General features: G+C 69.0%; 22 protein-coding genes and 1 tRNA gene. 12 read left to right on the top strand and 11 right to left on the bottom strand.

Annotated elements, in window-relative coordinates:
- Nucleotides 1-26 precede the first annotated feature (26 nt).
- Entirely contained in the window at nucleotides 27-2,459 is a 2,433-nt protein-coding gene (locus tag ACFSJG_RS00965) for an ATP-dependent Clp protease ATP-binding subunit (RefSeq protein ID WP_378483325.1), read from the bottom strand.
- 301 nt (nucleotides 2,460-2,760) lie between these two features.
- Between ACFSJG_RS00965 and ACFSJG_RS00970 the strand changes: the two genes are divergently transcribed.
- The 8 genes from ACFSJG_RS00970 to ACFSJG_RS01005 all read left to right on the top strand — a co-directional run bounded on the left by ACFSJG_RS00970 (nucleotide 2,761) and on the right by ACFSJG_RS01005 (nucleotide 10,083).
- A complete protein-coding gene (locus ACFSJG_RS00970; protein WP_378483326.1) occupies nucleotides 2,761-3,153 on the top strand; it encodes an MmcQ/YjbR family DNA-binding protein in 393 nt (130 codons plus the stop codon).
- Complete coding sequence (locus ACFSJG_RS00975) at nucleotides 3,150-4,337, top strand: sensor histidine kinase (RefSeq protein ID WP_378483327.1); 1,188 nt, start codon at nucleotides 3,150-3,152, stop codon at nucleotides 4,335-4,337. The genes ACFSJG_RS00970 and ACFSJG_RS00975 overlap by 4 nt, the downstream gene beginning before the upstream one ends.
- Nucleotides 4,338-4,366: 29 nt before the next feature.
- Nucleotides 4,367-5,185 carry a LytR/AlgR family response regulator transcription factor gene (locus tag ACFSJG_RS00980; RefSeq protein WP_378483328.1) on the top strand — a complete coding sequence of 273 codons (819 nt, stop codon included), beginning with the start codon at nucleotides 4,367-4,369 and terminating at the stop codon, nucleotides 5,183-5,185.
- On the top strand, nucleotides 5,182-5,550 hold the full coding sequence (locus ACFSJG_RS00985) for a hypothetical protein (RefSeq protein ID WP_378483329.1): 369 nt from the start codon (nucleotides 5,182-5,184) through the stop codon (nucleotides 5,548-5,550). The genes ACFSJG_RS00980 and ACFSJG_RS00985 overlap by 4 nt, the downstream gene beginning before the upstream one ends.
- 35 nt (nucleotides 5,551-5,585) lie before the next feature.
- Nucleotides 5,586-7,331 (top strand): sodium/solute symporter, encoded by a 1,746-nt coding sequence (locus ACFSJG_RS00990; RefSeq protein ID WP_378483330.1) that lies wholly within the window; start codon nucleotides 5,586-5,588, stop codon nucleotides 7,329-7,331.
- A gap of 216 nt (nucleotides 7,332-7,547) precedes the next feature.
- Entirely contained in the window at nucleotides 7,548-7,910 is a 363-nt protein-coding gene (locus tag ACFSJG_RS00995; protein ID WP_378483331.1) for a DUF485 domain-containing protein, read from the top strand.
- Nucleotides 7,907-9,544 carry a solute symporter family protein gene (locus tag ACFSJG_RS01000; protein WP_378483332.1) on the top strand — a complete coding sequence of 546 codons (1,638 nt, stop codon included), beginning with the start codon at nucleotides 7,907-7,909 and terminating at the stop codon, nucleotides 9,542-9,544. Before ACFSJG_RS00995 ends, ACFSJG_RS01000 begins: the two co-directional genes overlap by 4 nt.
- A 107-nt stretch (nucleotides 9,545-9,651) precedes the next feature.
- Nucleotides 9,652-10,083: a type II toxin-antitoxin system Rv0910 family toxin gene (locus ACFSJG_RS01005; RefSeq protein WP_378483333.1), complete on the top strand. Its 432-nt coding sequence runs from the start codon at nucleotides 9,652-9,654 to the stop codon at nucleotides 10,081-10,083.
- On the opposite strand, the gene ACFSJG_RS01010 is transcribed toward ACFSJG_RS01005, so the two are convergent.
- Nucleotides 10,074-10,946: a universal stress protein gene (locus tag ACFSJG_RS01010; protein ID WP_378483334.1), complete on the bottom strand. Its 873-nt coding sequence runs from the start codon at nucleotides 10,944-10,946 to the stop codon at nucleotides 10,074-10,076. The two genes, ACFSJG_RS01005 and ACFSJG_RS01010, sit on opposite strands and share 10 nt — an antisense overlap.
- Nucleotides 10,947-11,117: 171 nt before the next feature.
- A complete protein-coding gene (locus ACFSJG_RS01015; RefSeq protein WP_378483367.1) occupies nucleotides 11,118-11,978 on the bottom strand; it encodes an ABC transporter substrate-binding protein in 861 nt (286 codons plus the stop codon).
- Between the two features lie 205 nt (nucleotides 11,979-12,183).
- Here ACFSJG_RS01015 and ACFSJG_RS01020 point away from each other — a divergent pair, with 205 nt between their 5' ends.
- Complete coding sequence (locus ACFSJG_RS01020; protein WP_378483335.1) at nucleotides 12,184-13,059, top strand: hypothetical protein; 876 nt, start codon at nucleotides 12,184-12,186, stop codon at nucleotides 13,057-13,059.
- A gap of 24 nt (nucleotides 13,060-13,083) precedes the next feature.
- On the opposite strand, the gene ACFSJG_RS01025 is transcribed toward ACFSJG_RS01020, so the two are convergent.
- Nucleotides 13,084-13,156, bottom strand: a tRNA-Arg gene (locus ACFSJG_RS01025).
- A gap of 258 nt (nucleotides 13,157-13,414) precedes the next feature.
- Between ACFSJG_RS01025 and ACFSJG_RS01030 the strand changes: the two genes are divergently transcribed.
- Together ACFSJG_RS01030 and ACFSJG_RS01035 are read left to right on the top strand one after the other, a co-directional pair.
- Entirely contained in the window at nucleotides 13,415-14,332 is a 918-nt protein-coding gene (locus ACFSJG_RS01030; RefSeq protein WP_378483336.1) for an oxygenase MpaB family protein, read from the top strand.
- Nucleotides 14,332-15,120, top strand: coding sequence for an oxygenase MpaB family protein (locus ACFSJG_RS01035; RefSeq protein WP_378483337.1), 789 nt, complete (start codon nucleotides 14,332-14,334; stop codon nucleotides 15,118-15,120). The genes ACFSJG_RS01030 and ACFSJG_RS01035 overlap by 1 nt, the downstream gene beginning before the upstream one ends.
- A 20-nt stretch (nucleotides 15,121-15,140) precedes the next feature.
- Here ACFSJG_RS01035 and ehuA read toward each other — a convergent pair whose 3' ends face one another.
- Genes ehuA through ehuB form a run of 4 tightly spaced genes read right to left on the bottom strand, consistent with a single transcriptional unit; the run spans nucleotide 15,141 to nucleotide 18,261 of the window.
- Complete coding sequence (gene ehuA / locus ACFSJG_RS01040; RefSeq protein WP_378483338.1) at nucleotides 15,141-15,929, bottom strand: ectoine/hydroxyectoine ABC transporter ATP-binding protein EhuA; 789 nt, start codon at nucleotides 15,927-15,929, stop codon at nucleotides 15,141-15,143.
- A gap of 25 nt (nucleotides 15,930-15,954) precedes the next feature.
- Nucleotides 15,955-16,596, bottom strand: coding sequence for an ectoine/hydroxyectoine ABC transporter permease subunit EhuD (gene ehuD, locus ACFSJG_RS01045; protein WP_378483339.1), 642 nt, complete (start codon nucleotides 16,594-16,596; stop codon nucleotides 15,955-15,957).
- Nucleotides 16,593-17,339 (bottom strand): ectoine/hydroxyectoine ABC transporter permease subunit EhuC, encoded by a 747-nt coding sequence (gene ehuC / locus ACFSJG_RS01050; RefSeq protein ID WP_378483340.1) that lies wholly within the window; start codon nucleotides 17,337-17,339, stop codon nucleotides 16,593-16,595. Before ehuC ends, ehuD begins: the two co-directional genes overlap by 4 nt.
- Nucleotides 17,340-17,343: 4 nt before the next feature.
- The gene (gene ehuB / locus ACFSJG_RS01055; protein WP_378483341.1) at nucleotides 17,344-18,261 is read right to left on the bottom strand and encodes an ectoine/hydroxyectoine ABC transporter substrate-binding protein EhuB; all 918 of its coding nucleotides are present in this window, start codon (nucleotides 18,259-18,261) and stop codon (nucleotides 17,344-17,346) included.
- 273 nt (nucleotides 18,262-18,534) lie between these two features.
- Here ehuB and ACFSJG_RS01060 point away from each other — a divergent pair, with 273 nt between their 5' ends.
- Nucleotides 18,535-19,296 carry a GntR family transcriptional regulator gene (locus tag ACFSJG_RS01060; RefSeq protein ID WP_378483342.1) on the top strand — a complete coding sequence of 254 codons (762 nt, stop codon included), beginning with the start codon at nucleotides 18,535-18,537 and terminating at the stop codon, nucleotides 19,294-19,296.
- Nucleotides 19,297-19,374: 78 nt separating this feature from the next.
- Here the strand turns inward: ACFSJG_RS01060 and ACFSJG_RS01065 are convergent, their stop codons facing one another.
- The 3 genes from ACFSJG_RS01065 to ACFSJG_RS01075 all read right to left on the bottom strand — a co-directional run bounded on the left by ACFSJG_RS01065 (nucleotide 19,375) and on the right by ACFSJG_RS01075 (nucleotide 23,953).
- On the bottom strand, nucleotides 19,375-20,679 hold the full coding sequence (locus ACFSJG_RS01065; protein WP_378483343.1) for a YhgE/Pip domain-containing protein: 1,305 nt from the start codon (nucleotides 20,677-20,679) through the stop codon (nucleotides 19,375-19,377).
- Nucleotides 20,676-21,482 carry a VOC family protein gene (locus tag ACFSJG_RS01070; RefSeq protein WP_378483344.1) on the bottom strand — a complete coding sequence of 269 codons (807 nt, stop codon included), beginning with the start codon at nucleotides 21,480-21,482 and terminating at the stop codon, nucleotides 20,676-20,678. Before ACFSJG_RS01070 ends, ACFSJG_RS01065 begins: the two co-directional genes overlap by 4 nt.
- 119 nt (nucleotides 21,483-21,601) lie before the next feature.
- Nucleotides 21,602-23,953, bottom strand: a complete 2,352-nt coding sequence (locus tag ACFSJG_RS01075; protein ID WP_378483345.1) for an MMPL family transporter — start codon at nucleotides 23,951-23,953, stop codon at nucleotides 21,602-21,604.
- Nucleotides 23,954-23,979: the final 26 nt, after the last annotated feature.

Raw genomic sequence — 23,979 nt, forward strand, 5'->3', positions numbered from 1 at the left:
GGGTCACCACCGCTGCTTGTGCTCCGTTACGCGACCTGCAGGTCCAGCTCGCCCTCGGCGACGTCCACCGTCACCCGGTCGCCCTCGGCGATCAGGTCGTCGATCAGCATGTCCGCGATCCGGTCGTCGACCACCCGCTGGATGGACCGGCGCAGCGGCCGGGCCCCGAACTCGGGCTGGTGCCCGTGCTCGGCGATCCAGTCGACGGCGGCGTCGCTGAACGTGATCCCGATGCCCTTGTCCGCCAGCCGCTTCCGGCTGTCGTCCAGCATCAGGTCGGTGATCCGGTGCAACTGGCGGGTGTCGAGCTTGCGGAAGACCACGATCTCGTCGATCCGGTTCAGGAACTCCGGACGCATCGACTCCCGCAGCCGGGCCATCACCTTGTCGCGCAGCGGCTTCTCCGAGGCGGAGTCGCCGGTGACGAAGCCCAGTGCACCGCCCTTGCTGGAGATCAGGTCCGAACCGAGGTTGCTGGTCATGATCACCACGGTGTTCGTGAAGTCCACCGTGCGGCCGTGACCGTCGGTCAGCCGTCCGTCGTCGAGCACCTGCAACAGCGTGTTGAACAGGTCCGGGTGCGCCTTCTCGACCTCGTCGAGCAGGATCACCGAGTACGGATTGCGCCGCACCTGCTCGGTGAGCTGACCGGCCTCGTCGTAGCCGACGTAACCGGGAGGCGCGCCGAGCAGTCGAGACACGGTGTGCCGTTCGCCGAACTCGCTCATGTCGAAGCGGATCATCTTGTTCTCGTCGCCGAACAGGTTGGCCGCCAGCGCCTTCGCGAGCTCCGTCTTGCCGACACCGGTCGGTCCGAGGAACAGGAAGCTGCCCGCGGGCCGGTTCGGGTCGCCCATGCCGGTCCGGCTGCGCCGCACCGCCCGCGCGACCGCGCGCACGGCGTCGTCCTGGCCGACGACCCGCTTGTGCAGCTCGTCCTCCAGGGTCCGCAGGCGGTCCTTCTCCTCCTGCGTCATCTGGCTGGCCGGGATGCCGGTGGCCCGAGCGACGACCTCGGCGATCATCTCCGACGTGACCGTTGGGGTCTCCGGCGAGGTGACATCGGGAGTGCCGTCGATCCGATTCTGAACGGACGTGATCCGGTCACGCAGCGCCGACGCCTTCTCGTAGTCCTCGTCGGCGACGGCCTTCTCCTTGTCCGCCTCCAGACGCGCGAGCTCCGCACGCAGCGCCTCGGTGTCGACCTTCGGTGACCGCAGCGACAGCCGCGCGCCCGCCTGGTCGATCAGGTCGATCGCCTTGTCCGGCAGGAACCGGTCACCGATGTAGCGGTGCGACAGTTCCACGGCGGCGACGATCGCGTCGTCGTCGTAGCGGACGCCGTGGTGCTCCTCGTACCGATCCTTCAGTCCGGCGAGGATGGTGATCGCGTCGTCCGTGCTGGGCTCGTCGACGATGACCGGCTGGAACCGGCGTTCCAGGGCCGGGTCCTTCTCGATGTGCTTGCGGTACTCGTCGAGCGTCGTCGCGCCGACGACGTGCAGGTCACCGCGCGCCAGCTTCGGCTTGAGGATGTTGCCTGCGTCCATCGCGCCGTCCGCACCCGCGCCTGCACCGGCGATGGTGTGGATCTCGTCGATGAACACGACGAGTTCGTCCTTCTGCGAGGTGATCTCGTCGACCAGCTTCGTCAGCCGCTCCTCGAAGTCGCCGCGGTACCGGGTGCCGGACACCAGCGAGGACATCTCCAGCTGGACGACGCGCTTGCCGACCAGCCGGTCGGGGACGTCGCCGTCGACGATGCGCTGCGCGAGGCCCTCGACGATCGCAGTCTTGCCGACGCCGGCCTCACCGATCAGCACCGGGTTGTTCTTGGTGCGGCGGGACAGGATCTCGACGGTCTGCTCGATCTCCAGGGCGCGGCCGATGACGGGGTCGATCTCGCCGGCGCGGGCGCGCTCGGTCAGGTCGACGCCGTACTGGTCCAGAGTCGGGGTGCTCGACTCGGTGGCCTCGGGTGCAGGCGCGGCCGGGCCTTCCTGGACGGTGCGCTGCAGCGACTCCGGCGTGACGCCCTGTTCTGCGAACAGGCGCCCGACGGCGTGATCGCCGTCAGCTGCCAGCGCGAGGAACAGGTGCTCGGGGTCGATGTAGGTCGAGCCGAGGGCGCGAGCGAGCTGGTGGGCTTCGAGCAGCGCGGTCTTGAGGGCAGGGCTCAGCGCGGGCACGGCGAACGCGTTCGCGGACCGGGTGCCCTGCGGCAGGCGTCCCTCCGCGGCGTCGGCGACGGAGGCGGGGTCAGCGCCTGCGCGCCGCATCAGCGACTGCACCGGCTCCTGGTCGGCCATCACACGCACGACGTGCAGGGCATCGAGGTCGGAGTCGCCACGGCCCGCGGCGAAGCGGGCGGCCGCGCTCACGAGCTCCTGGGTGGATCGGCTCATGAGTCGGCTGATGTCGATGCGACCGGGGCCCTGCGGGCCGAAGTATGCAGGCATTGACGAGCCTCCTGGGAAGTTGAGTGGTTCTGACTCAACTAACGTGTCCGTATCGCGATCAATTCCCGCGAGACTTCATTCATCCGTGATCTGCGCCACCCGTCCACCCGCCCCGACCTATTGGCTGAACGTGGCGTTCGTCCCGCTGAACCGCATGAACGTGGCTTTCAGCCGGTCGGGACGGTTGGGCCGGCGGGTGGGGCGGGTGGTGCGGGTTGGGCTGAAGGTGGCGTTCATGCGGCTGGGTCGCATGAATGTGGCCTTCAGCCGGGGCGGGGGTGTGCTGTCGTAGCGTTGGCGCATGACCCCGCCGCGCCCACTCGACCGGCTCCGCGCACTATGCCTCGCCCTGCCCGAGGCGACCGAGAGAATCAGCCACGGCGAGCCGTCGTGGTTCGTCCGCAAGGCGCCGCAGTTCGTCAGTTACGCGGACCGGCACCACGACGACCGCGTCGCGTTCTGGGCAGCGGCACCCGCGGGGGCTCAACAGGACTGGATCGACCGCGATCCGGACCGGTTCTTCCACCCGCCGTACGTCGGCGGTCGCGGCTGGATCGGGGTGTACCTCGACGTCGGACCCGACGGCACGCCGAGCGAAGACGACTGGCGCGACATCGAGGACATCGTCGAGGACGCGTATCGGACCGTCGCGCCCGCGACGCTCGTCGCCCGGCTCGACGGCGAGACCCGATGAGCGTCACCGCCGTTGTCGTTCTCGCTGTGCTGGTCGTGGTGATCGCGGTCGGCGCGCTCGCGCTCCGGTCCCGTACTCGCGGCACGCTCACCACCCCCACCGAACGGGCCGTGCACGACACGCTGCACACCGCCTCCCTCGCCGCGCGGTCGCTGCGCCGCGGACTCGACGCCGACTCCGCAGCCGAAGCCGCACCCCACCTGCGAACGTTGACCGCGGCCGACTCGCTGGCTCTCGCGGACGGCACCGGAGCCGTGCTGGCGTGGGACGGCCCGAACGAGGATCTCGCGTCCCAGTTCGAGGCGGCCGCACGGACCGCCGCCGAATCCGGGCGCCGCAACCTGATCGCGAACCCGCACCCGAACGTCCGGGCGCTGGTGGTGCAGCCGCTCGTGCTCGACGACGTCGCCGTCGTCGGGGTGATGGGTGTCGCGACGTCGGTCGAACCGGGGGCGGGCATGCTCGGTGCGATCAGCGAGGTCGCTCGCTACGCGTGCAGCCAGATCGAACTCGCCGAACTCGACGCCTCCCGCGCCCGGCTGGACCGCGCCGAGGTCCGGGCGCTCCGAGCGCAGATCAGCCCGCATTTCATCTACAACGCCCTCAACACGGTCGCGTCGTTCGTCCGCACCGACCCCGACCGCGCCCGTGAACTGATCCTGGAATTCGCCGACTTCACCCGGTACTCGTTCCGCGCGTCCGGGGAGTACACGGTGCTTTCCGAGGAGCTTCGCAACATCGACCGCTATCTGACGCTCGAACGGGCGCGGTTCGGCCCTGCGTTGGAGGTGCGACTGCAGGTCGCTCCCGAGGTGCTCGGTGTGGTGCTGCCGTTCCTGGCGTTGCAGCCGCTGGTGGAGAACGCCGTCCGGCACGGGCTCGCCGGGCAGTCCCGTGGCACCGTCACCATCGTCGCAGCCGACGAGGGACCCGACTGCGTGATCAGTGTCGAGGACGACGGCATCGGCATGGATCCCGATCTGCTGCGCTCCGGTTCGCTGGACGCGGAGGTGGCGGGCGGTACCGGGACGAAGGAATCCGCGCACGTGGGTCTGGCGAACGTCGACGACCGGTTGCGGGCCGCCTTCGGCGACGACTACGGGCTGGTCGTCGAGACGGCGCCGGGGGCGGGGACGAAGGTGAGCATGCGGGTGCCGAAGTTCCGGCAGGGGATCAGGGCGTGACCGGGCACGCGTGGCACGATGGTTCCGTTGTGACCGAGAACGTTGACGGGGCGCCCGCAGCCCGATTGACAGTGTTGGCCGTGGACGACGAGCGTCCGGCGCTCGACGAACTGGCCTACCTGCTGCGCGCGCAGCCTGACGTCGACGAGATCCTCACCGCCTCCGATGCGACCACCGCACTGCGTGTGATCAAGGAGCGACTCGACCGGTCCGTCGCGATCGACGCGGTCTTCCTGGACATCAACATGCCGGGCCTCGACGGCCTGGAGCTAGCCGGTGTCCTCGCCGCGTTCGCCGCACCGCCTGCGGTGGTGTTCGTGACCGCACACGACGACCGCGCCGTCGCCGCGTTCGACCTCGGGGCCGTCGACTACCTGCTCAAGCCTCTGCGCGAGGAGCGGCTCGCGGAGGCGGTGCGCCGCATCGTGGCCGCCCGCCCAGGGAAGGCCGCCCCGGGCGGCGACACCGAGCAGGCGCCGACGGACGAGGTCATCCCCGTCGAGCTTGGCGGTGTCACCACTCTCGTGCACCGCTCGGATGTCGCGTGGGTCGAGGCCGACGGCGACTACGCCCGACTGCACACGGCCACCGGCTCGCACCTCGTCCGCATCCCGATCTCCGCGCTGGAGAACCGCTGGGAGGAAGCCGGATTCCTGCGCGTGCACCGCTCGTTCCTCGTGGCGCTGCCACTGGTCACCGGTATCCGCAGCGTCGGCACGGGCACTGTCGTGTGCCTGCGCGTGGTTCCCGACCAACCGGTGGTGGAGCTGCCGGTCAGCCGTCGGCACACCCGTGAGTTGAAGGATCGCCTCGTGCGGGCGCCGCGCCAGAACTGGACGAGTCGATGACGGAGTCGGCACGTCCCGACCGGGAACGGGTGGTTCTCGCACACCGGCGGGGAGCTCGCCGCGTCCGGACCCGCGTCGAGGTGCAGGAGCAGACCGAGGTCGGCGAGGTGATGGTGCGGGCGCTGGTCCGCGCGCAGCTCGGGCTGGCGGTGCGGGTCGCGGGTGTGGTCGCGCTGGTCGCCTGCGCGATCCCGCTGCTGTTCGCGGCCTTCCCCTCGCTCGGCGACGTCGCCGTGTGGGGAGTGCGGCTGCCGTGGCTGGTTCTCGGGCTCGCCGCCTGCCCCACGTTGCTGCTCGCCGGGTGGCTGTACATCCGGCTCGCCGAACGCACCGAACAGGAATTCGTCGACCTGTCGGAGGAGTGAGCGGTGAGGTTCCGCGCGCACGTGGGAGGTGACCGATGACGGGTCAGCCGATCTCGGCGTTGACCGTGCTCGCGGTGACCGCGGCGATCGTCGCCACCATCGCGATCGGAGCGTACGGGGTTCGGTTGGCGCGCACCACCTCCGACTTCCTCGTCGCCTCCCGCAGCGTCGGGTCGCGCTGGAATGCCGCCGCCATCTCCGGTGAGTATCTCTCCGCCGCATCGTTTCTCGGTGTCGCCGGGTTGATCGCCAAGTACGGGGCTGACGCCCTGTGGTATCCCGTCGGCTTCACCGCCGGATATCTCGGGCTGCTGCTGTTCGTCGCCGCCCCGCTGCGCCGGTCCGGCGCGTACACCGTGCCCGACTTCGCCGAGTTCCGGCTCGGCAGCCGAGCACTCCGGCGTCTCGCGATGGTCGTGGTCGCGGTCATCTGCGTGCTGTACATGGTGCCTCAGTTCCAGGGGGCGGGCCTGGCTCTGCGGATCCTGCTCGGCTGGCCGGCATGGGTGGGCGCGGTGGTCGTCGCACTGATCGTCATCGCGAACGTCGTCGGCGGCGGTATGCGGTCCATCACCTTCGTGCAGGCGTTCCAGTACTGGCTCAAGCTGACCGCGGTCGCGGTGCCTGCACTCGTCCTCACCATCGCGTTCCTCGGGGACCGGCACGAACTCGGTACGGCTGCGCCGCCCACCGTCGCCGACCGCACCACCGTCGACGTCACCACCGACGTCGTCGTGCAGGTGTCGCAGCCGCTGGCCGTCGTCGTCACGGGAACCCTCGACGGCGTCGCGGTCGACGGTCCGGTCGCCCTCGGGGTCGGGGAACACGAGCTCGGGGCGGGCACCGCGCTGGTGCTCGAGGCGGGCGCGCCGGTCCCGGTGGTCGCGGGCGCACCCCCGGACGGCGCCGGCTGGTTGCACCCCGGCTGGGGGTTCGGCGAGGCCCACCCGCTGTACCAGGTGTACTCGCTGATCGTCGGGATCTTCCTCGGCACTATGGGTCTGCCGCACGTGCTGGTGCGCTTCTACACCAACCCCGACGGGCACGCCGCCCGCCGGACCGCACTCGTGGTGATCGCACTCGTCGGCGGGTTCTATCTGTTCCCGGCGCTCCTCGGTGTGTTCGCGCGGTTGTGGGTACCGCAGCTGCTCATCACCGGCACCTCCGACGCCGCGGTGCTGCTGCTGCCCGGGTCCGTCGTCGACGGTGCCTGGGGGCAGGTGCTCGCCGCGCTCGTCGCGGCAGGCGCGATCGCCGCGTTCCTGGCGACGTCGTCCGGTCTGCTGGTCAGCGTCGCCGGCGTCCTCGCCACCGACGTGCTGCGCGGCCGGGTCCGTGACTTCCGGGTGGCGGCCGTCGTCGCGGGCGGTATCGCGGTGCTTCTCGCCGTCGCGGTCGCGTCCATCGATCTCTCCCGGACGGTCGGCATGGTGTTCGCCGTCGCGGCGTCGACGCTGTGCCCACTGTTGGTGCTCGGCATCTGGTGGCGCGGGCTCACCCCAGCAGGCGCGGCGAGTGGTCTGGTCGTCGGGGCGGTGACGTCCGGTTCGGCGGCGATGCTCACGGCGTTCGGCGGCATCGACGGCGACCTGTGGCACGGCTGGCCGCAGGTCGTCGTCGGGTACCCGGCGGCGGTCACGGTCCCGCTGGCGTTCGCGGTCATGGTCGTGGTCAGCCGCGCGACCAGCGCCGACGTCCCCGCAGACGTCGCCCGCACCTTCACACGCATGCACGCCCCCGAACGCCTCGGCGTGGGCCGGGACCGCGAGCGCGACCTCTAGGCGCGGCGTCGCCGCCTGTGCGCGCTCTTGGTAGTGGGAGCTACCAAAAAGGCGCACAGGCCCCGACCGCTCGTCGCGCTCGATCGACCGTCCGGCGCGCGATTCGGCACCTCGGCGTGTGACTGCCGTCACCCCCTGACGCTGTGACGGGTGTCTCACTAACGTCTGTGACCTGCCGGTGCTCACAGCCGGCCTCATCCGACCGAGGAGTCCGAAGTGACCACAGCAGACCTGACTCCGGGGGCGGCGCCGTCACGGCGCACCCCGGACGAGCAGGCCTTCATCGAGATGCAGGCGAGCCCTGAATTTCAGGATCTGCGACGCAGGCTGCGCCGCTTCGTCTTCCCGATGACGGCGATCTTCCTCGCCTGGTATGCGCTCTACGTGCTGCTGGCGACGTACGCGTCCGACTTCATGGCGACGAAGGTGTTCGGCAACGTCAACCTCGGCATCATCCTCGGTCTCGGCCAGTTCCTGTCGACGTTCGTCATCACCGGCCTGTACGTGAAGTTCGCGAACCGTGAGCTCGACCCCCGCGCCGCGGCCATCCGCGAGGAACTGGAAGGACCGGAGCAGTGACCACGACTCTCGCCCAGGCCAGCTCGGGTGTCGGCAACCCCGTCCTGAACATCGCCATCTTCGTTGCGTTCGTCGTGGTCACGATGGGCATCGTCATCCGCGCCAGCCGCACCACCAAGAAGGCCTCCGACTTCTACACCGGTGGCGGCCAGTTCTCCGGACCGCAGAACGGCTTCGCCATCGCAGGCGACTACCTGTCGGCCGCGTCCTTCCTCGGCATCGCCGGCGCCATCGCCGTGTACGGCTACGACGGCTTCCTGTACTCGATCGGCTTCCTCGTCGCCTGGTTGGTGGCGCTGCTGCTGGTCGCCGAGATGCTGCGCAACACCGGCCGTTTCACGATGGCCGACGTGCTCAGCTTCCGGCTCAAGCAGCGGCCGGTCCGCATGGCCGCCGCGTTGTCGACGCTCGTCGTCTCGCTGTTCTACCTGCTCGCCCAGATGGCCGGTGCCGGTGGACTCGTCGCGCTGCTGCTCGACATCCACGACAAGGCCGGGCAGGCGATCGTCGTCGCCGTCGTCGGCGTGCTGATGATCGTGTACGTCCTCATCGGCGGCATGAAGGGCACCACCTACGTGCAGATGGTCAAGGCCGTCCTGCTTATCGCCGGTGCGGGCGTCATGTTCTTCCTGGTGCTGTTCGCGGTGCGCGGCAACTTCTCCCAGCTGCTCTCCGACGCGCAGAACATGGTCACCAACTCGACCAACGAGGCGGTCGCCGGCCGTGACGTCCTCGCTCCCGGCGCCAAGTACGGCCTGACGTCGATGACGCAGCTCGACTTCATCTCGCTCGGCATCGCGCTGGTGCTCGGCACCGCCGGCCTGCCGCATGTGTTGATGCGCTTCTACACGGTTCCCACCGCGAAGGAGGCTCGCCGCTCGGTGACCTGGGCGATCGGCCTGATCGGCGCGTTCTACCTGTTCACCCTCGTCCTCGGCTACGGCGCCGCCCGCATGGTCGGCCCCGACAAGATCCTCGCCGCCCCCGGCAAGGAGAACGCCGCGGCCCCGCTGCTCGCCTTCGAACTCGGCGGCACCCTGTTCCTGTCGATCATCTCCGCGGTCGCGTTCGCCACGATCCTCGCGGTCGTCGCCGGCCTCGCGATCACCGCGTCGGCGTCGTTCGCCCACGACATCTACGCGAGCGTCATCAAGCGCGGCAACGCGACGGAGGAGCAGCAGGTCAAGGTCTCCCGCATCACCGTCGTCGTGATCGGTATCGCCGCGATCGTGCTCGGCATCCTCGCGATGGGGCAGAACATCGCATTCCTGGTGGCGCTGGCCTTCGCGGTCGCCGCGTCCGCGAACCTGCCGACGCTGCTGTACTCACTGTTCTGGAAGAAGTTCAACACCACCGGCGCCCTGTGGAGTATCTACGGCGGTCTCATCAGCTGCCTCGTGCTGATCGTGTTCTCCCCGGCCGTCTCCGGTGCGACGTCGTCGATGTTCCCGAACAGCGACTTCTCCTGGTTCCCGCTGTCCAACCCGGGCATCGTGTCCATCCCGCTGGCCTTCGTGCTCGGCATCGTCGGCACCTACGTCGGCCGCCGCAAGCTGGAGGACCCGGCGAAGCAGGCCGAGATGGAGGTCCGCTCCCTCACCGGTGTCGGTGTGGAGAAGGCCGTCGCCCACTAGGCCACCCCGCCACCCCCACCGGGACCTCGGTCCCACGACGCGTCCCGCACCTGGTTCCCTCGCCAGGTGCGGGACGCGTCGTCGCGCGCGGTCGTTACGATGCGCGCATGGCAAAGCTGAAGGTCTCGGTCGCGGTTCCCCTGGCCCCGGAGGTCGCGTGGGAAAAGGCAAGCGATCTGGCGGAATTCGACAAGTGGCTCTCGATCCACGAAGCCTGGCGCGGTGAGCTTCCCGCGGAACTGGCGGCGGGCACCACCGCGGAATCCGTGGTGACGGTCAAGGGGCTGCGCAACCGGGTCCGCTGGACCATCACCGACTACGCACCGCCGCAGACGCTGGCGCTCAAGGGCGACGGCAAGGGCGGGGTGAAGGTCGGGCTCGTGCTGTCGGTGACGCCGAAGGGCGCGGGCGCCGAGGTCGCGTTGAACATCGAGCTCGGCGGCGCGCCCCTCTTCGGACCCATCGGCGCAGGCGTCGCCCGCGCCCTCAAGGGTGACATCGAGTCGTCGCTGCAGCGGTTCGTCGAGATCTACGGCTGACGGACGACCATCAGCGGTCGCTCGGTGCGGTGCAGCAGCGCCCGGCTCGTCGATCCGAGCAGCATGCCGCGGAACCCTCCGCGGCCGTGACTGCCGACGACGACGAGCTGGGCGTTCGTGGACCGGGCCAGCAGCTGGTCGACGGCATTGTCCTGCACCACGACTCGGGTCACCTCGACGTCGGGGAACCGCTCCTGCATCCCGGCGAGACTCTCGGCGAGTGCCGCCTCCTCGCTCTCGGCGACCGCCGACCAGGGCAGTGCCTCGACGGCGACCGGCAGGGTGTCGAAGTCGATGTCGCTCCAGGCGTGGACCGCGACGAGGGGAGCACGTCGCAGGGACGCCTCGACGAACGCGGCCTCGACCGCGGGCACGCTGTTGGTCGACCCGTCGACGCCGACGACGACCGGCGCATCGACAGCGGGGAGTTCGGGAGACGGCACGACCACCACCGGGCAGTGGGCGTGGGTGACGACGGCGGAGGTCACCGAGCCGAGGAGGGCGCTGCGGATCGCGCCGCGCCCCCGAGTGCCGAGGACGATCATCCGAGACCGCTCTGACAGGTCGAGCAACAGTGGAACGGGCGGGCTCTTGTGCAGGGCCGTCTCGACGACGACGCCCGGTGCGGACTTCTCGGCGAGGTCATTCGCCGCGGTCAGGACCCGGCGGGACTCGGCGTCGAGGTCGTCGAAGAACGTCTGCGACGTCACGAGCATGCCGCCGGGGATCACGGGTGGCGCCTGCGCGGCGACCAGGCGAAGTGGGGCGCCGTGCCCGGCCGCGGTTCGGGCGGCCCACACCACGGCCGCGTTCGAGGTGTCCGATCCGTCGACGCCCACCACGACGGGGGGATTGGTGGTCACTGGTCCTCCTCGGCGGCACGTTCGGGTGGTCGGTCCACCGTCGGTCCGCACCTCCAGCATGGACCACCCCGGCCGAGATCGGGAGGGTCGAAGGTCCCACGGGGAGTGTGATCCAGGGAAACCGGCTCTCCGCTAACGCGATTGACACTGCCGCGCGGCGGACCTGCTGCCCTATTCGAGGATCGGGGTGTTGATCGAGTCGATCAGCCAGGTCTGCGCGAGGTTGTCGAGCGTTCCGTCCTGGTAGAGGGCGTCCACCGCAGCCGTGGTGCACGAGGTGAGTGGACTGTTCTTCTCCAGCACCAGTCCGAAGAACTCGGTGACCGTGTTCGGTCGCGGGAACTGGCCGACGAGAACGCTTTTCGGAAGGTCCGACTCGGTGATCTGGAGCCCGGTCGGGATGTCGACCACGAGCGCGTCGATCCGCCCCTCGGCGAGTGCGACCTTGGCGTCGTCGTTCGTCTCGAAGGCGACGGCGTCCTGTCGGGGGCGAATGGTTCCTTCTATCGCCGCGAGGCTGGTCGATTCGATCTGGGCGCCGAGTCGGAACCCGGTCAGGTCGTTGAGGTTGCGTGAGGCCGCGGCAGGGGAACCCTCCATTGCGACGATCGCCTGCGTGACCGCGTAGTACGGCGACGAGAAGTCGACGGCTTCGCGGCGGTCCCCGACGATCGTCACCTGGTTGATGTCGAAGTCGAAGTCCTTCGGTCCCGGCGCGATCGCCTCGGCCCACGGCACCCGCACGAACGTGATCTGGTCCTGGGTGTAGCCGAGGCGCTCGGCGACGGTCCGCGCGACCGATCCTTCGAAACCCTTTCCGTTGGAAGGGTCGTCGTCGACGAACCACGGCGCGTACGCGGGTGAGTCGGTCGCGATGGTGAGTGTTCCCGGCGAGTGTGTGAGCCCGCTGTCGGGGCCGCAGTTGCCGACCGATGCCGTCGACGGGAGCTTCGTGTACGCGCTGGGGGTCGCGGACGGCGTGGTCGCGGTGTCCGACGCGGCGTCCGGAGTGGAGCACCCGGACAGCACCATCGCTGCGCTCAGAGTGAGCGGCAGGAGGATGACGGGGGCCGTTCCGGAACGGGGCACCCGGACATAGTGCCCGTGGCCCGGCGTACTGGCAACAGGGGCGTCGGGCGCGTACTTCGCGAATCGGGCGGCGGACCGCCCCGTGTCGGACGCCCGTCTCACGGCCCGCGGCGAGGATACTTGCGGCAGGGGGCTGGGAGGTGGGGCCATGAGCGACGGCGCCGAGGGCCGGGGCGACGCGGTCCTCACCACGTACCGGTACCTGAGGCTGGCCACCGTGGTCCTGGTGGTGACCCTCGCCGCCGCGGTGCTGCTTGCGACGGCGAGGTCGGGCTGCTGGCGGAACTCGATCAGTGCGTTCTACCACTCGTCGGTGGGGGACGTCTTCGTCGCTGTCCTGTGTGCGCTCGGGGTCGGGTTGATCGTCTACAAGGGCAGTTCGGACACCGAGGACGTGCTGCTGAACCTGGCCGGCTTCCTGGCGTTCGTCGTCGCGGTGGTCCCGACGGCGCCGCCACCTCCGGGTGAATGCGGGTGGACGTTGCGCGCGGCGACCGGCACGGCCGACTCGGTCCGCGACAGCATGTGGGCGATCCTGATCGCGGGGGCCGTCGCCGAGATCGCGGCCCTCGTGATCTCCCGCCGGACGGGTGCGGACCGGTCGCTGCGGCCGGTGGCCCAATGGGTGCGGATCGCCGGCTGGGTGATCGTGGTGGCCGGAGCGCTCGTCTTCGTCTTCGCGCCGGACCTGTTCGCCCGGCACGCGCACACGGTCGCGGCGACGCTGGTGTTCGCCGGGATCATCGGGGTGGCCGTGGCGAGCGGGGTCTCGGCGACGTACACGCGGGACGGGGCTCGCTATGCCCGGCTGTATCGGGTCATCGCGACCGTGATGCTCGCGACGTTGATCGCGGTGGTCGTCGTGCACCTGGCGTTCCCCGAATGGGGTCATCTCGTGATCGTCACCGAGGCGCTCCTGGTCGCGGAGTTCGCGGCGTTCTGGATCGTGCAGACCGTCGAGTTGTGGAACGTCGTCGACCGCACCGACCTGTACGAGGGTGGAGACGCGCCGCAGATGCTGTAGCGCAGATGACCTGCGGAAACTCTGTGCCCTCGGCAGGATTCGAACCTGCGACACCGGCTTTAGGAGAGCCGTGCTCTATCCCCTGAGCTACGAGGGCGTCGGGTTCCGGACAGGAGTGTCCGTCCCCGCTGCACTAGGCAGTGTAGCGGGGGCCGTCGAACGGAGGCTGTCGCGGCCTCGGCGGAATGGCGAATGAAACAGTCTTGACGTAGTTGTATCAAGTGGTATGTTAACGATAATTCCGCGGGTGGCGGAGGTGTGGGCGCGGGGGGTGCCCTCACCGGGAAGTCCGCGACAAGTGTTGGTGTGCCGGTTGATTCGTGCACCGGGGGATTCCATCGGAGGAGGGGGCGGTATGCCTCGCAATTACGTCGATCTCGACGAGAACCGGCTCGACGGGCGTCCGCGACTGACGACGGACCGCACGCGCATCACCATCACCTCCACCCGCAAGAGGTGGATCCGTAAGAACCCCGACCTCACCGATGCGCTCGACTTCTGGTCGTTCGCCGGTGCCGCCGCGAACGTCGCGATGCAGATCGGCTGGCCGGAGGTCGCCTATGGGGTGATGGAGAGCAAGGTCGAATCCGGCGCGCTCATGCACCACCCCTGGAAGCGTGCCCGCACCACCACCCAGTACCTCGCCGTCGCGATCCTCGGCACCGACGCCGAGCGTCACGCCTACCGGGAGGCCGTCAACGGCGCGCACCGCCACGTCCGGTCCGACGAGAACAGCCCTGTCGCCTACAACGCCTTCAACCGTGAACTGCAGATGTGGGTCGCGGCGTGCCTGTACATCGGGTTCGAGGACTCGCACCAACTGCTGCACGGCATCCTTCCGCCCGACGAGCTCGAGCACTTCTACCGGAAGGCGTCGACGCTGGGCACCACGCTGCAGGTGACCGAGGAGATGTGGCCGGCGACCCGCGCCGACTTCGAGGTGTACTGGAACACGGCGTGCGAACGGGTCGAGTTCGACGACCGCACAAAGCGATTCGTCAACGATCTCGTCGACCTGCGGATGATCGCCTGGCCGCTGCGCTTCCAGTTCCACAACCTGCTCCGGTTCCTGACGATCGGCTTCCTGCCCCCGTTGTTCCGGGAGAAGCTCGACCTCGAGTGGACCGAGGACGACCGTCGGCGGTTCGAGCACCTGTTCATCTTCGTCGCGTTCGTCAACCGGTTCCTGCCGAAGTTCGTCCGGCACGGCGGCAGCTACGTGCTCATGCGGGACCTGCGCCGTCGGATCAACAAGGGCACCAAGCTGATCTGATGCCGCCGCTCGACGACGGACTCGGGCCGGGGACGCTGCTGTGGGAGTTCCTCGGTGACCGCCGATTCCTGCTGACGTTGCCTCGTGCCGTGTCCCTGCAGATGTTGCACCCGGCCATCTCCGGCGCGATCCGGGAACACTCGACCACCCCGAAGCGGGTGTGGGAACACGAGCGGCACACCATCCCGATGCTGACCGGCATCGCGTATGCCGACCGCGACCTCTCCACGCTGATCCGGTATGGCCACGAGCGGGTGAAGGGCACGGACGACCGGGGTCGGCGGTACCACGCGCTGAACCCGGAGCTCTTCCACGTCCAGCACGCCACCTACGTGGACACCCTGTTCACGATGGTCGAGACGTTCATCCGGCCGTTGACCCCCGCCGAGCGGGAGCGGCTCTACGAGGAGTGCTCGATCTGGTACCGCCGCTACGGCATCTCCGCCCGGGCGATGCCCGACACCTGGGTCGAGTTCCAGGACTACTTCGCCGACGCGTGTGCGACGCTGCGACTCGGCCGCGACGGCGAGTTCTTCCGCGAGCAACTGCTCCGGCCGGACGCCTGGGTGGTCCGTTGGGTGCCGACGGGCGTCGTCCGCGAACTGATGCACCCGCGGGCGAGGGAACTGTTCGGAGTCGAGGGTTCCGATCGCGCCGCGCTCGCCGCCTACGTCCGGTGGCGGAGGGTGGTCGCCGCTCGTGGGCCGGAGCACCGCTACGTCGACGTGGCCAGGCGAGCCCTGTTCCCCAGGAATCCGGATTCGCGGACCACCGCGTCGTCTCGGTGACGTCGTGACGCGTCAGGAGCTCAGCGGTCGAGAACGGCCTTGAGGAAGGCTTGAGTCCGCTCGTGCGTCGGTGCGGTGAACATCGTCTCCGGGTCGGCCTCCTCCACGATGCGCCCCTGGTCGAACATCAGGACCCGGTTCGACACCTCGCGTGCGAACCGCATCTCGTGCGTGACCAGGAGCATGGTGATGTCGGTGGTGTCGGCGATCTGGCGCAGCACACCGAGCACGTCGGCGACGATCTCCGGGTCCAGAGCCGAGGTCACCTCGTCGAGGAGCAGGATCTCGGGGTCCATCGCGAGGGCGCGGGCGATGGCGACGCGCTGCTGCTGACCGCCGGACAACTGATTCGGCTTCGCGTCCCGCTTCTCCGCCATGCCGACCTGGTCGAGCAGTTCCTCGGCGCGTCGCACTGCCTCGGCCCTGCTCTTGCCGAGCACGTGGATCGGCCCTTCGGTGATGTTCTCCAGCACCGTCATGTTCGGAAACAGGTTGAACTGCTGGAACACCATCCCGACGCGGCGCCGGATCTGGCTGCGCCGCTTCTCCGGGATCCGTACCCACTTGTCGCCTCGGTACTCGTGCGTGTACGGATCCCCGTCGACGAGGATGAGGCCGCCGTCGGCCTCCTCGAGCGTCATCAACAGTCTCAGGATGGTGGTCTTCCCGGAACCGGACGGGCCGATCAGGGTGACGCGATCACCCTGCTCGACGGTGAAACCGAGACCGTCGAGGACGACGTTGTCGCCGAAACGCTTGACCACGTCGCGGAACTCGATCGCGGGTGTGGTGGTCGGTTCCGCGGTCATGGTCGGACTCCCGGTGGTGGACGGATCAGGCAAGGCGGCGCTCCATTCGGCGGACCAGCAGGGACGTCGGGTAGCTCACCAGCAGGAAGAGCAGCCCGGCGATGGTCAACGGTTCGATGTACGAGAAGTGGTTGCCGCCGTACGTCTGGCCGGCAGTGAACATCTCGACTACGGAGATGACGAACAGGTAGGGCGTCTCCTTGAACATGGAGATCGCGTAGTTCCCGAGACCCGGCAGCGTCTTTCGGATCGCCTGAGGCAGTACGACCGCACGCCAGGTGCGGGTGCGGGGGAGGTCGAGGGCGGTCGCCGCCTCCCACTGTCCGCGGGGGACCGCGTCGATGCCGGCGCGGTACACCTCGGACATGTACGTCGCGTAGTGGACGCCGAGAACGCTGCAGCCGACGACGAGCGCGGGCACGCTCGGCAGCGCCAGGTACACGAACAGCAGCTGCGTGAGCAGGGGGGTGGATCGGATGAACTCGACGACGAACCCCACCGGCACGGTGATCCACCGGATCGTGGACCGCCGCACGAGTGCGATGGCGAGCCCGAGTGTCGAGGCGATGACCATGCCGATCACGGTGGCGAGGACGGTGATCTTCAGTCCGTCGAGCATCTCGGGGAGGACGTCCCACGCGGTGTCCCAGTTCCAGGCGCTGTTCACGACACCACCTCCTTCACACGTACGTCGGCGTCCTCACGAGGCTTGAGGCGCAACGTCTCCCGCAGCGACGGGCGTGGCACCCCCTGTCCGAGACGGTGTTTCGCGCGGGTCTCGAGCCAGTTCATCAGCAGCGTCAGCACGTAGGCGATCGCGAAGTAGACGAGGAGGCCGATGCCGAAACTGAGGTAGGTGTCCTGCGTCGCCTGCCGTAGCTGCTCGGTCCAGAACTGCACGTCGTGCAGGAAGACGGTCGACGCCAGCGCCGACCCCTTGAGCAGCTGGATCAGCAGGTTGGTCAGCATCGGGATCATCAGCGCCCAGGCCTGCGGAAAGATGACGCGGCGAATCCGGTGGAGGCGGCCGAAGTTGAGGGCCGTCGTGGCCTCCCACTGCCCCGTCGGGACGGCGTTGATCGAGCCGCGTACCACCTCGGCGCCGTACGCGCCGTAGTTGAGGCCGAGTGCGACGATGCCCACCACCATCGACTCGAGCTTGAAGCCGAACTCGGGCAGCACGTAGAACAACCAGAAGAACTGCACCACCAGGGAAGTGCCGCGGAAGAACTCGACGATCACCCGCGACGGCCCGCGCACCCACAACGTCTCCGTGCGCGAGCCGAACCCGAGCAGGAGTGCCACGATCAGGGCGACGACCGCGCCGCCGATCGTCATCTCCAGCGTGACGAGGACACTGTCGCCGAGGCTGGGGAGCCGGGCGATCAGGGTGTCTATGTCATCTGACATGTGCTCAACCCTGGCCGAGCTCCGGGCCGAGCTCGGCGGCGATCTTCTCCAGGTCGCCCTCGCACAGCATCTCGGTTGTGAGGCCCTCGACCGGGCGTTCGGCTTCGGTGAACCCGAACGGGCCCAGGATTTCCGCGTACCTCGCGGGGTCGGACACGATCTCCCGCAGCTTCCCGTTGTACGCGTCGAGCAGGTCGGTGTCCTGCTTCCGGAACACGGTGGCACCGGCGCCGACCTGTGGCACGCCGTTGATCACGGCGACGAACGAGTCGGTCGCCTCGACCGGGGCGTCGGACCGGTCGGCCAGGGCGCGCACGGAGATTCCGGTGAGGGCGAACGCATCGGCGCGGCCGGCGACCACGGCGTCCAGTCCGTCCTGCGGGCTACCGACCTGGACCGTCTCGACACCTGTCTGTTCGGCGTACCCGGCTTCGATGGCGCCGTTCATCACGGCCAGCTTCACCTTGCCGTCGACGGCGGACTGCCAGTCCCCGAGCCGGTCGGGGTTTCCGGTGGGCACCAGAAACGCTGTGGTGTACATGATTTCGGGATCGCTGAACGAGGCGTTCGCACAGCGGTCGGGCAGGATGGACATGCCCGCGCTGATCGAGTCGAACCGGTCGGCGGTGAGGCCGGGGATCAGGTTGTTCCACTCGGTGAGGACACCGTCGACCTGGTCGATGCCGAGCTCCCCGTAGATCTCGCGGTTCAACGCGACTGCCGCGCCGGTGAGTTCGCCGCTGTTGTCGGTGAAGCTGTACGGCTCCTCCCCGGCGAATCCCACGGTGATGGAGCCGGCGTCCTGGAGCTGGGCGAGCTGGTCTCCGCCACCGGAGTCGACGCTGGTGCAGGCGGTGATCGCGGTCAAGGCGAGGGCGGAGCCGGCGGCGAGTGCCACGCGGCGGCCGGTGCTGGTGGGCACGGATGTCTCCCTTCCGTGGCTCGGAGCCGGTGTCCGTCTCCCGAGCCTGGGTACGTGAACGAACGGTCACGCTAGCGCCGAACGGAACGTCTGACAATCTGATTGTCGGCGTGTCGGATTGTTTACAATCTGATGACGACGCACTGACCTGCATCGATTCGTCGTCGCCGGACGACGTCGATCCGGCTGTCGCGCGGCCGTTGTTCGGAGCTCGCACCCGGCACGGAATGATGGTGTCGGCCGGAATGCACGGCCAACGTGGAAGGAGAGCACATGGCCCCGTCGCCTCACGGCACTGCGCCGTCCCTGTCGCCGGTGACCCGTCCGTCGACCGTGGACCTCATCACCGTCGAACTGCGCAATGCCGTCTACTCGGGTGCACTGCCCGTGGGGTCACCGATCCGCGAAGTCGAGATGTCCGGACAACTCGGCGTCAGCCGCGGTCCGTTCCGCGAAGCCGCCCAGCGACTCGTACAGGAAGGGCTGTTGCGAGCCGTCCCCGGCCGCGGACTCAGCGTCGTCCGCATCGGGCGCGACCGAGTCCGCGAACTCTACGAGGCACGCATCTCCGTCGAAACCGCCGCCGCCCCACTCGCGGTCGCACGCGCGACCGCCGAGCAGTCCGCCGCCGTCCGCGTCGCCTACGACGAACTCACCGCCGCCGAACGCAGTGCCGACGCCCGACGTATCGGTGACGCCGACCTGAACCTCCACTGGACGCTCGTCGCGGCGGGCGGCAACCCGTGGCTGGTGCGGTGGATGACGACGTTGATCGTCGAGGTCCGCATGGCCAGCTTCACGCTCAGCGAGGACTACGCCGTCCGGAAGGACTCCGCGGACTCCCACTCCGACATCGTCGACCGTTTCGAAGCGCGCGACGCCTCGGGACTCGTCGACGCGATCCGCGCCAACCTGGAGGCGGCCGTCGCGCGACTGCTGACACCCGAGGCCGTGGAGGTGGAGACCTTCGACGAGCCGCGGCCGGGTCCGGCTCCCCGGCTGGACCCGATTGCGCAGGACCACTCCGAGGGGTGAGCACCGCGGGGCGTCCGAGCCGAACGTCGTCGGTTCGGCTTCCGGCCCGAGTCACGCTGCCCTCGTGTCCGCCGCGCCTCAGGAGTCGCGGGCGTCCGCCGTGCCGCGGTGAAATCCCTTGTGGTCGTAGAGGTAGGTGACGACCCCGCCGAGGAGCAGGCCGATCACCAGCCCGACTCCCGTCATCGCGACGGAGTGGGTGAGACCCGCCGCGCCGCCCTGCCCGAAGTACAACAGGCTGCGAATACCGATGTACACCTGGTGCATCGGCTCGAACGTGGCGAGCCAGCCGAAGAACGGCGGTGTCGCCTCGATCGGGATCGTGCCGCCGGCGGACGGGAGCCCGAGGACGACGAACACGATCAGATTGACGATCATGCCGATGCTGCCGAACACGGCCAGTACCGACAGCGCCGTGATTCCGACGGCGGCGATGGCGAAGACGCCGTACATCCACAGGCCGAGCGCATTCGGCAACGGCATGTCCAGCAGATGTGAGATGCCCACGTACAGCCCCGACACCAGCAGGGCGAGGATCACCATGATTCCCCACTTGACCGCGAGGGTCTGGAGCCGCGAGATCTCCACCTTCGGGTTGTGCACGTAGCGGGGACCGAACTCGGTGGGCGCGAAGCCGAGCATTCCGTCGACGAGGGTGTTGACCACCATCGCCCCGGTGAAGCCGGCGAGGATCACCAGCAGCGCGTAGTAGAAGGCGGACAGTCCGTTTCCCGTGCCGTCGGGCAGCGGCTTGTGCGCGACGGTCAGCACGTCGATCGGAGTGTCCAGGGTCAGCCGGGCGGCACCCGCGACGGGTGTCTCCCCGACCGCGGCGGCGACCTGTCCGGACAGCTGGGTGCCGACCTTCTCGTTCACCTCCGCCAGCGCGGGTTCGGCGACGGCTTCGACCAGAGCCGCCGCGAACGTGCCCGCACGAGGGTTGGTGTAGACGGTGATGACCGGCTTCTCCACGTCACCGGGGACGACGCTCGACTCGCCGAGGATCGTCAGCCGCTTGGTGAAGTCGGACGGGATCACGATCGCCCCGTAGACCTCGGCAGAGTCGAGCATCCGCTGGGCGCTGCCGATGCCGACCTGTCTCAGGTCGATCTTGTCGGCCGGGACGCCCTCGACGAGACCGTCGACGATCTGGTCGCCGACGTTCTGGCGGGTGTCCGAGCCGGGTGGCACGTCGCCCTCGTCCTGGTTCACCACGGCGATCGGGAAGTCCCGCAGGTTGCCCTTCGGGTCCAGGATCCCGCCGAGGTACAGCGCGGCGAGCAGCGACATCAGCAGTGACACCGCGGTGATCGGTGCCAGCCAGAACATCGGGGTGCGGAGTTTGGCGGTCCGTGTGTCCGCGGTCTGGGGAGGCGTGTTCACGTGTGCCTTTCGGGTCGTGGACTCGTGTCGGATCGGGGTGCCTGGAGACCGAGGTCGTCGAGTTCTCTCAGCACACCGGCGACGGCGTCGAGTTCGTCGTCGGTCAGACCGTCGTGCAGCGACAGCGCCACCACTGCGCCGAGGGCGCGTTCGGCGGCGGGCGCATCACCCAGTCGTGCGCTCAGCTCCGCGAGGTATCCCCACGCCGCCGCGCGTTCGGGGACGGGCGCGTCGGGGTGACGGGCCAGTGCCCCGGCCAGAAGTCGATGGGCTTGCGACTCGACGCCGTGCGAGTCCGCCATGACGACGGCGTTCTCCATGGCGCGGGCCAGCGGACCACCGCCCCCCGACACCCAGTCGACGCGGTCGTCGACCGCCCTGGGCGCCTCGTCGGCGGTCGCGGGACGGCGGCTGACGCGGATCCAGTTGCCGTCGGGGTCGACGACGCTGAACCCGCTCAGCCCGGCATTGTTGGCGCGACGGCGAGGCCGGGTGATGCGCGGAAGGCCGCTGAGCGGAATCCGCCCGTACTTCGCGGCGAGTCCCTGTGCGAACAGGCGGTGCAGAGGCTCCGTGTCGTCGACGACGACACCACACGTGCCGTGGTTGGCGTCCGGGTCGAGTGCGTCGAGGCCGTAGTAGTGGAGTGCGATGCCGCCGCGGCCGAGTGCGAGATACGGGTTCGGTCGTGCCTGTCGGTAGGTGACGGCAAGTCCGAGGGCGGTCCAGAACTCCGCCGTCCGATCGATGTCGGCGCACGGCAGCATCGCGACCATCCGGGCGTCGACTGCGGGGGTGTCCACCACGGCGACGCTACCGCGTCCGCGACGCGGAACCGGGGTGACGAGCCAGGCCCCGGAACGACCTCACCCCCGGCCTGTCGGAGTGATCCGACTCGACCGGGGGCGAGGGGTGTGACGCGCTATCCGGCGCTGACGGGTTCGTCCACCTTGCCCGCGGGGGTCAGCTCCTGGCGGAGCTTCTCACCCTCGACGTCGACGTTCGGCAGGATCTTGTCGAGCCACTTCGGCAGCCACCACGCCTTGTCGCCGAGCAGCGACATCAGCGCCGGGATGATCACCATCCGGACGATGAAGGCGTCGAAGAACACGGCGGCCGCGAGTGCGAAGCCGATCGACTTGATGAAGGCGTTGTCCTCGAGCATGAAGGCGCCGAACACCGAGATCATGATCAGCGCTGCCGCGCCGACGACGCGGGCACCGTGGCTGAAGCCGATCGTCATGGCCTTCTTGGCGGTCGCCCCGTGCACGTACTCCTCGCGCATCCGGGTCACCAGGAACACCTGGTAGTCCATCGCGAGACCGAACACCACGCCGATCAGGAAGATGGGCATGAAGCTGACCAGTGGCTGCGGGTTGGCGATCAGGCCGCCCCAGCCCTCCTGGAAGATCGCGACCGTCGCGCCGAAGGTGGCGGCGACGCTGAGCAGGAACCCGAGCGCCGCGGTCAGCGGAACCAGGATCGAGCGGAACACGAGCATCAGAAGGATGAACGCGAGGCCGACGACGATGACCAGGTACGGGATCAGTGCGCTCAGCAGGCGATCGGAGATGTCGGTCTCGAGCGCCGTCTGCCCGGTGACGCCGAAGCTGACGCCGATCTCCTCGTTCAGGCCGGTCTCGCTGTCCCGGATCGACTGCATCAGGTCGACGGTCTTCTCGTCGGTCGGCCCACTGCCCGGCGTGACGAGGATCTGCGCGGTGTCTCCGGCCGGGTTCATGCCGACGATCTGCGCGTTGGCGACATCGTCCTGCTCGCTGATCGAACGGACGACGGTGCCGAAAGCCTCCTGCGCGGGGACGGTTGCGTTCTGCGCGTCGACGACGACGATCAGTGGCGCGTTGCGGCCGGGGCCGAATGCATCGGACACCAGGTCGTACGCCTGACGGCTGCTGGTTGCCGGGTCGCCGCTCGCCTCGCTGGGCAGGGCTAGCTTCAGTCCGGCGGCGGGGGCGGCGAACAGGCCGAGGATCACGATGCCTGCGACCAGCGGGATCAGCGGCTTGCGGGCCACCCAGCCGGCATAGCGCGACGCAGGGCCGGGCTTGGCGTCCTCCGCCTCGGGATCCGGCGCCTTGACGAACGGGATGCGCCCGGCGAACGCCTTCTTCCCGAGCAGCCCCAGGAAGGCGGGCAGGAAGGTCAGCGCGACGAGCACCGCGATCAGCACCGCGAAGCCGGCGGCCATACCCATGTCACTGAGGAACTTGATGCCGACGACCCGCAGCGCGACGAGCGCGATGATGACGGTCAGGCCGGCGAACACCACGGCGGATCCGGCGGTGCCGACGGCTCGGCCCGCGGCTTCTTCCCTGTTGCCGGTCACGCTGACCTCGTGCCGGAAGCGCGACACGATGAACAGCGAGTAGTCGATTGCGACCGCCAGGCCGATCATCACGGCGAGGGTCGGGGTCATCGAGCCGAGTTCGGTGAACCCGGTCGCGACGGTGATGCCGAGGCTGCCGATGCCGACGCCGATGATCGCGGACAGCAGCGGAAGTCCCGCCGCCACGAGCGAACCGAAGGTCAGCACGAGCACGATCGCGGCCACGGCCATGCCCATCAGCTCGGCGGTGCCGCCAGGCGCTTCCTGCAACTGCGCGGCGCTGCCGCTGATCTCGACGGTCAGTCCGGCGTCCCGGGCGGGTTGCGCCGCGGCCTCGATCTGGTCGACCAGCTCGGCATCCACGTTGGTGAAGTCACCGGTGAACGGCACCTCGACGTAGCCGACGGTCTTGTCGGGGCTCAACGGTGAGAGTGCCGCCGCATCGGCTGTGGCCTGATCCACCGGCTTGCCGGTCTCCTCGGCCTGCGCCGCCGCCATCTGGGTCATCTGCCCGTCGGCGACAACCGGGTTCACCAGTGCACCGGCACCCTCCTCGGGTGACGCGGCAGTGGCCGGGTCGACCTTCGCGGCGGGTTCGACGAGATCGATTCCGCGGATCTCCGCCAGCGTGGCATCCATTGCCGCCTGGTTCTCCGGGGTGTCGAGGGTCTCGCCCTCCGGTGCGGCGAACACGTACCGCGCCGAGATGGAGCTGAACGGGTCCTTCCCGCCCGTCGGGAACCGCTCGGCCATCAGGTCCTGCGCCTTCTGCGCGGGAGTCCCCGGGATGGAGAACGAGTCGTTGGTGGGGCCGGACAGTGTCGCCGCGCCGACGCCCATGAGGACGAGCAGCGCGAGCCACAGCGAGAGAACGGTGCCCTTGCGCCGGTAGGCGAACTTGCCGATCCGGTACAGATAGGTGGCCATGGGTGAACCCTTCGGGTATCGGGTGG

Source organism: Rhodococcus gannanensis (genome assembly GCF_042681175.1).
Lineage (GTDB): Bacteria > Actinomycetota > Actinomycetes > Mycobacteriales > Mycobacteriaceae > Rhodococcus_G > Rhodococcus_G gannanensis.

Excerpts from the sequence above, each read along its gene's own strand:
- ACFSJG_RS00965 (WP_378483325.1), bottom strand. The coding sequence starts at position 2,459 with ATGCCTGCATACTTCGGCCCGCAGGGCCCCGGTCGCATCGACATCAGC.
- ACFSJG_RS00970 (WP_378483326.1), top strand. The coding sequence starts at position 2,761 with ATGACCCCGCCGCGCCCACTCGACCGGCTCCGCGCACTATGCCTCGCC.
- ACFSJG_RS00975 (WP_378483327.1), top strand. The coding sequence starts at position 3,150 with ATGAGCGTCACCGCCGTTGTCGTTCTCGCTGTGCTGGTCGTGGTGATC.
- ACFSJG_RS00985 (WP_378483329.1), top strand. The coding sequence starts at position 5,182 with ATGACGGAGTCGGCACGTCCCGACCGGGAACGGGTGGTTCTCGCACAC.
- ACFSJG_RS00990 (WP_378483330.1), top strand. The coding sequence starts at position 5,586 with ATGACGGGTCAGCCGATCTCGGCGTTGACCGTGCTCGCGGTGACCGCG.
- ACFSJG_RS01005 (WP_378483333.1), top strand. The coding sequence starts at position 9,652 with ATGGCAAAGCTGAAGGTCTCGGTCGCGGTTCCCCTGGCCCCGGAGGTC.
- ACFSJG_RS01015 (WP_378483367.1), bottom strand. The coding sequence starts at position 11,978 with ATGGTGCTGTCCGGGTGCTCCACTCCGGACGCCGCGTCGGACACCGCG.
- ACFSJG_RS01020 (WP_378483335.1), top strand. The coding sequence starts at position 12,184 with ATGAGCGACGGCGCCGAGGGCCGGGGCGACGCGGTCCTCACCACGTAC.
- ACFSJG_RS01030 (WP_378483336.1), top strand. The coding sequence starts at position 13,415 with ATGCCTCGCAATTACGTCGATCTCGACGAGAACCGGCTCGACGGGCGT.
- ACFSJG_RS01035 (WP_378483337.1), top strand. The coding sequence starts at position 14,332 with ATGCCGCCGCTCGACGACGGACTCGGGCCGGGGACGCTGCTGTGGGAG.
- ehuA (WP_378483338.1), bottom strand. The coding sequence starts at position 15,929 with ATGACCGCGGAACCGACCACCACACCCGCGATCGAGTTCCGCGACGTG.
- ehuC (WP_378483340.1), bottom strand. The coding sequence starts at position 17,339 with ATGTCAGATGACATAGACACCCTGATCGCCCGGCTCCCCAGCCTCGGC.
- ACFSJG_RS01060 (WP_378483342.1), top strand. The coding sequence starts at position 18,535 with ATGGCCCCGTCGCCTCACGGCACTGCGCCGTCCCTGTCGCCGGTGACC.
- ACFSJG_RS01075 (WP_378483345.1), bottom strand. The coding sequence starts at position 23,953 with ATGGCCACCTATCTGTACCGGATCGGCAAGTTCGCCTACCGGCGCAAG.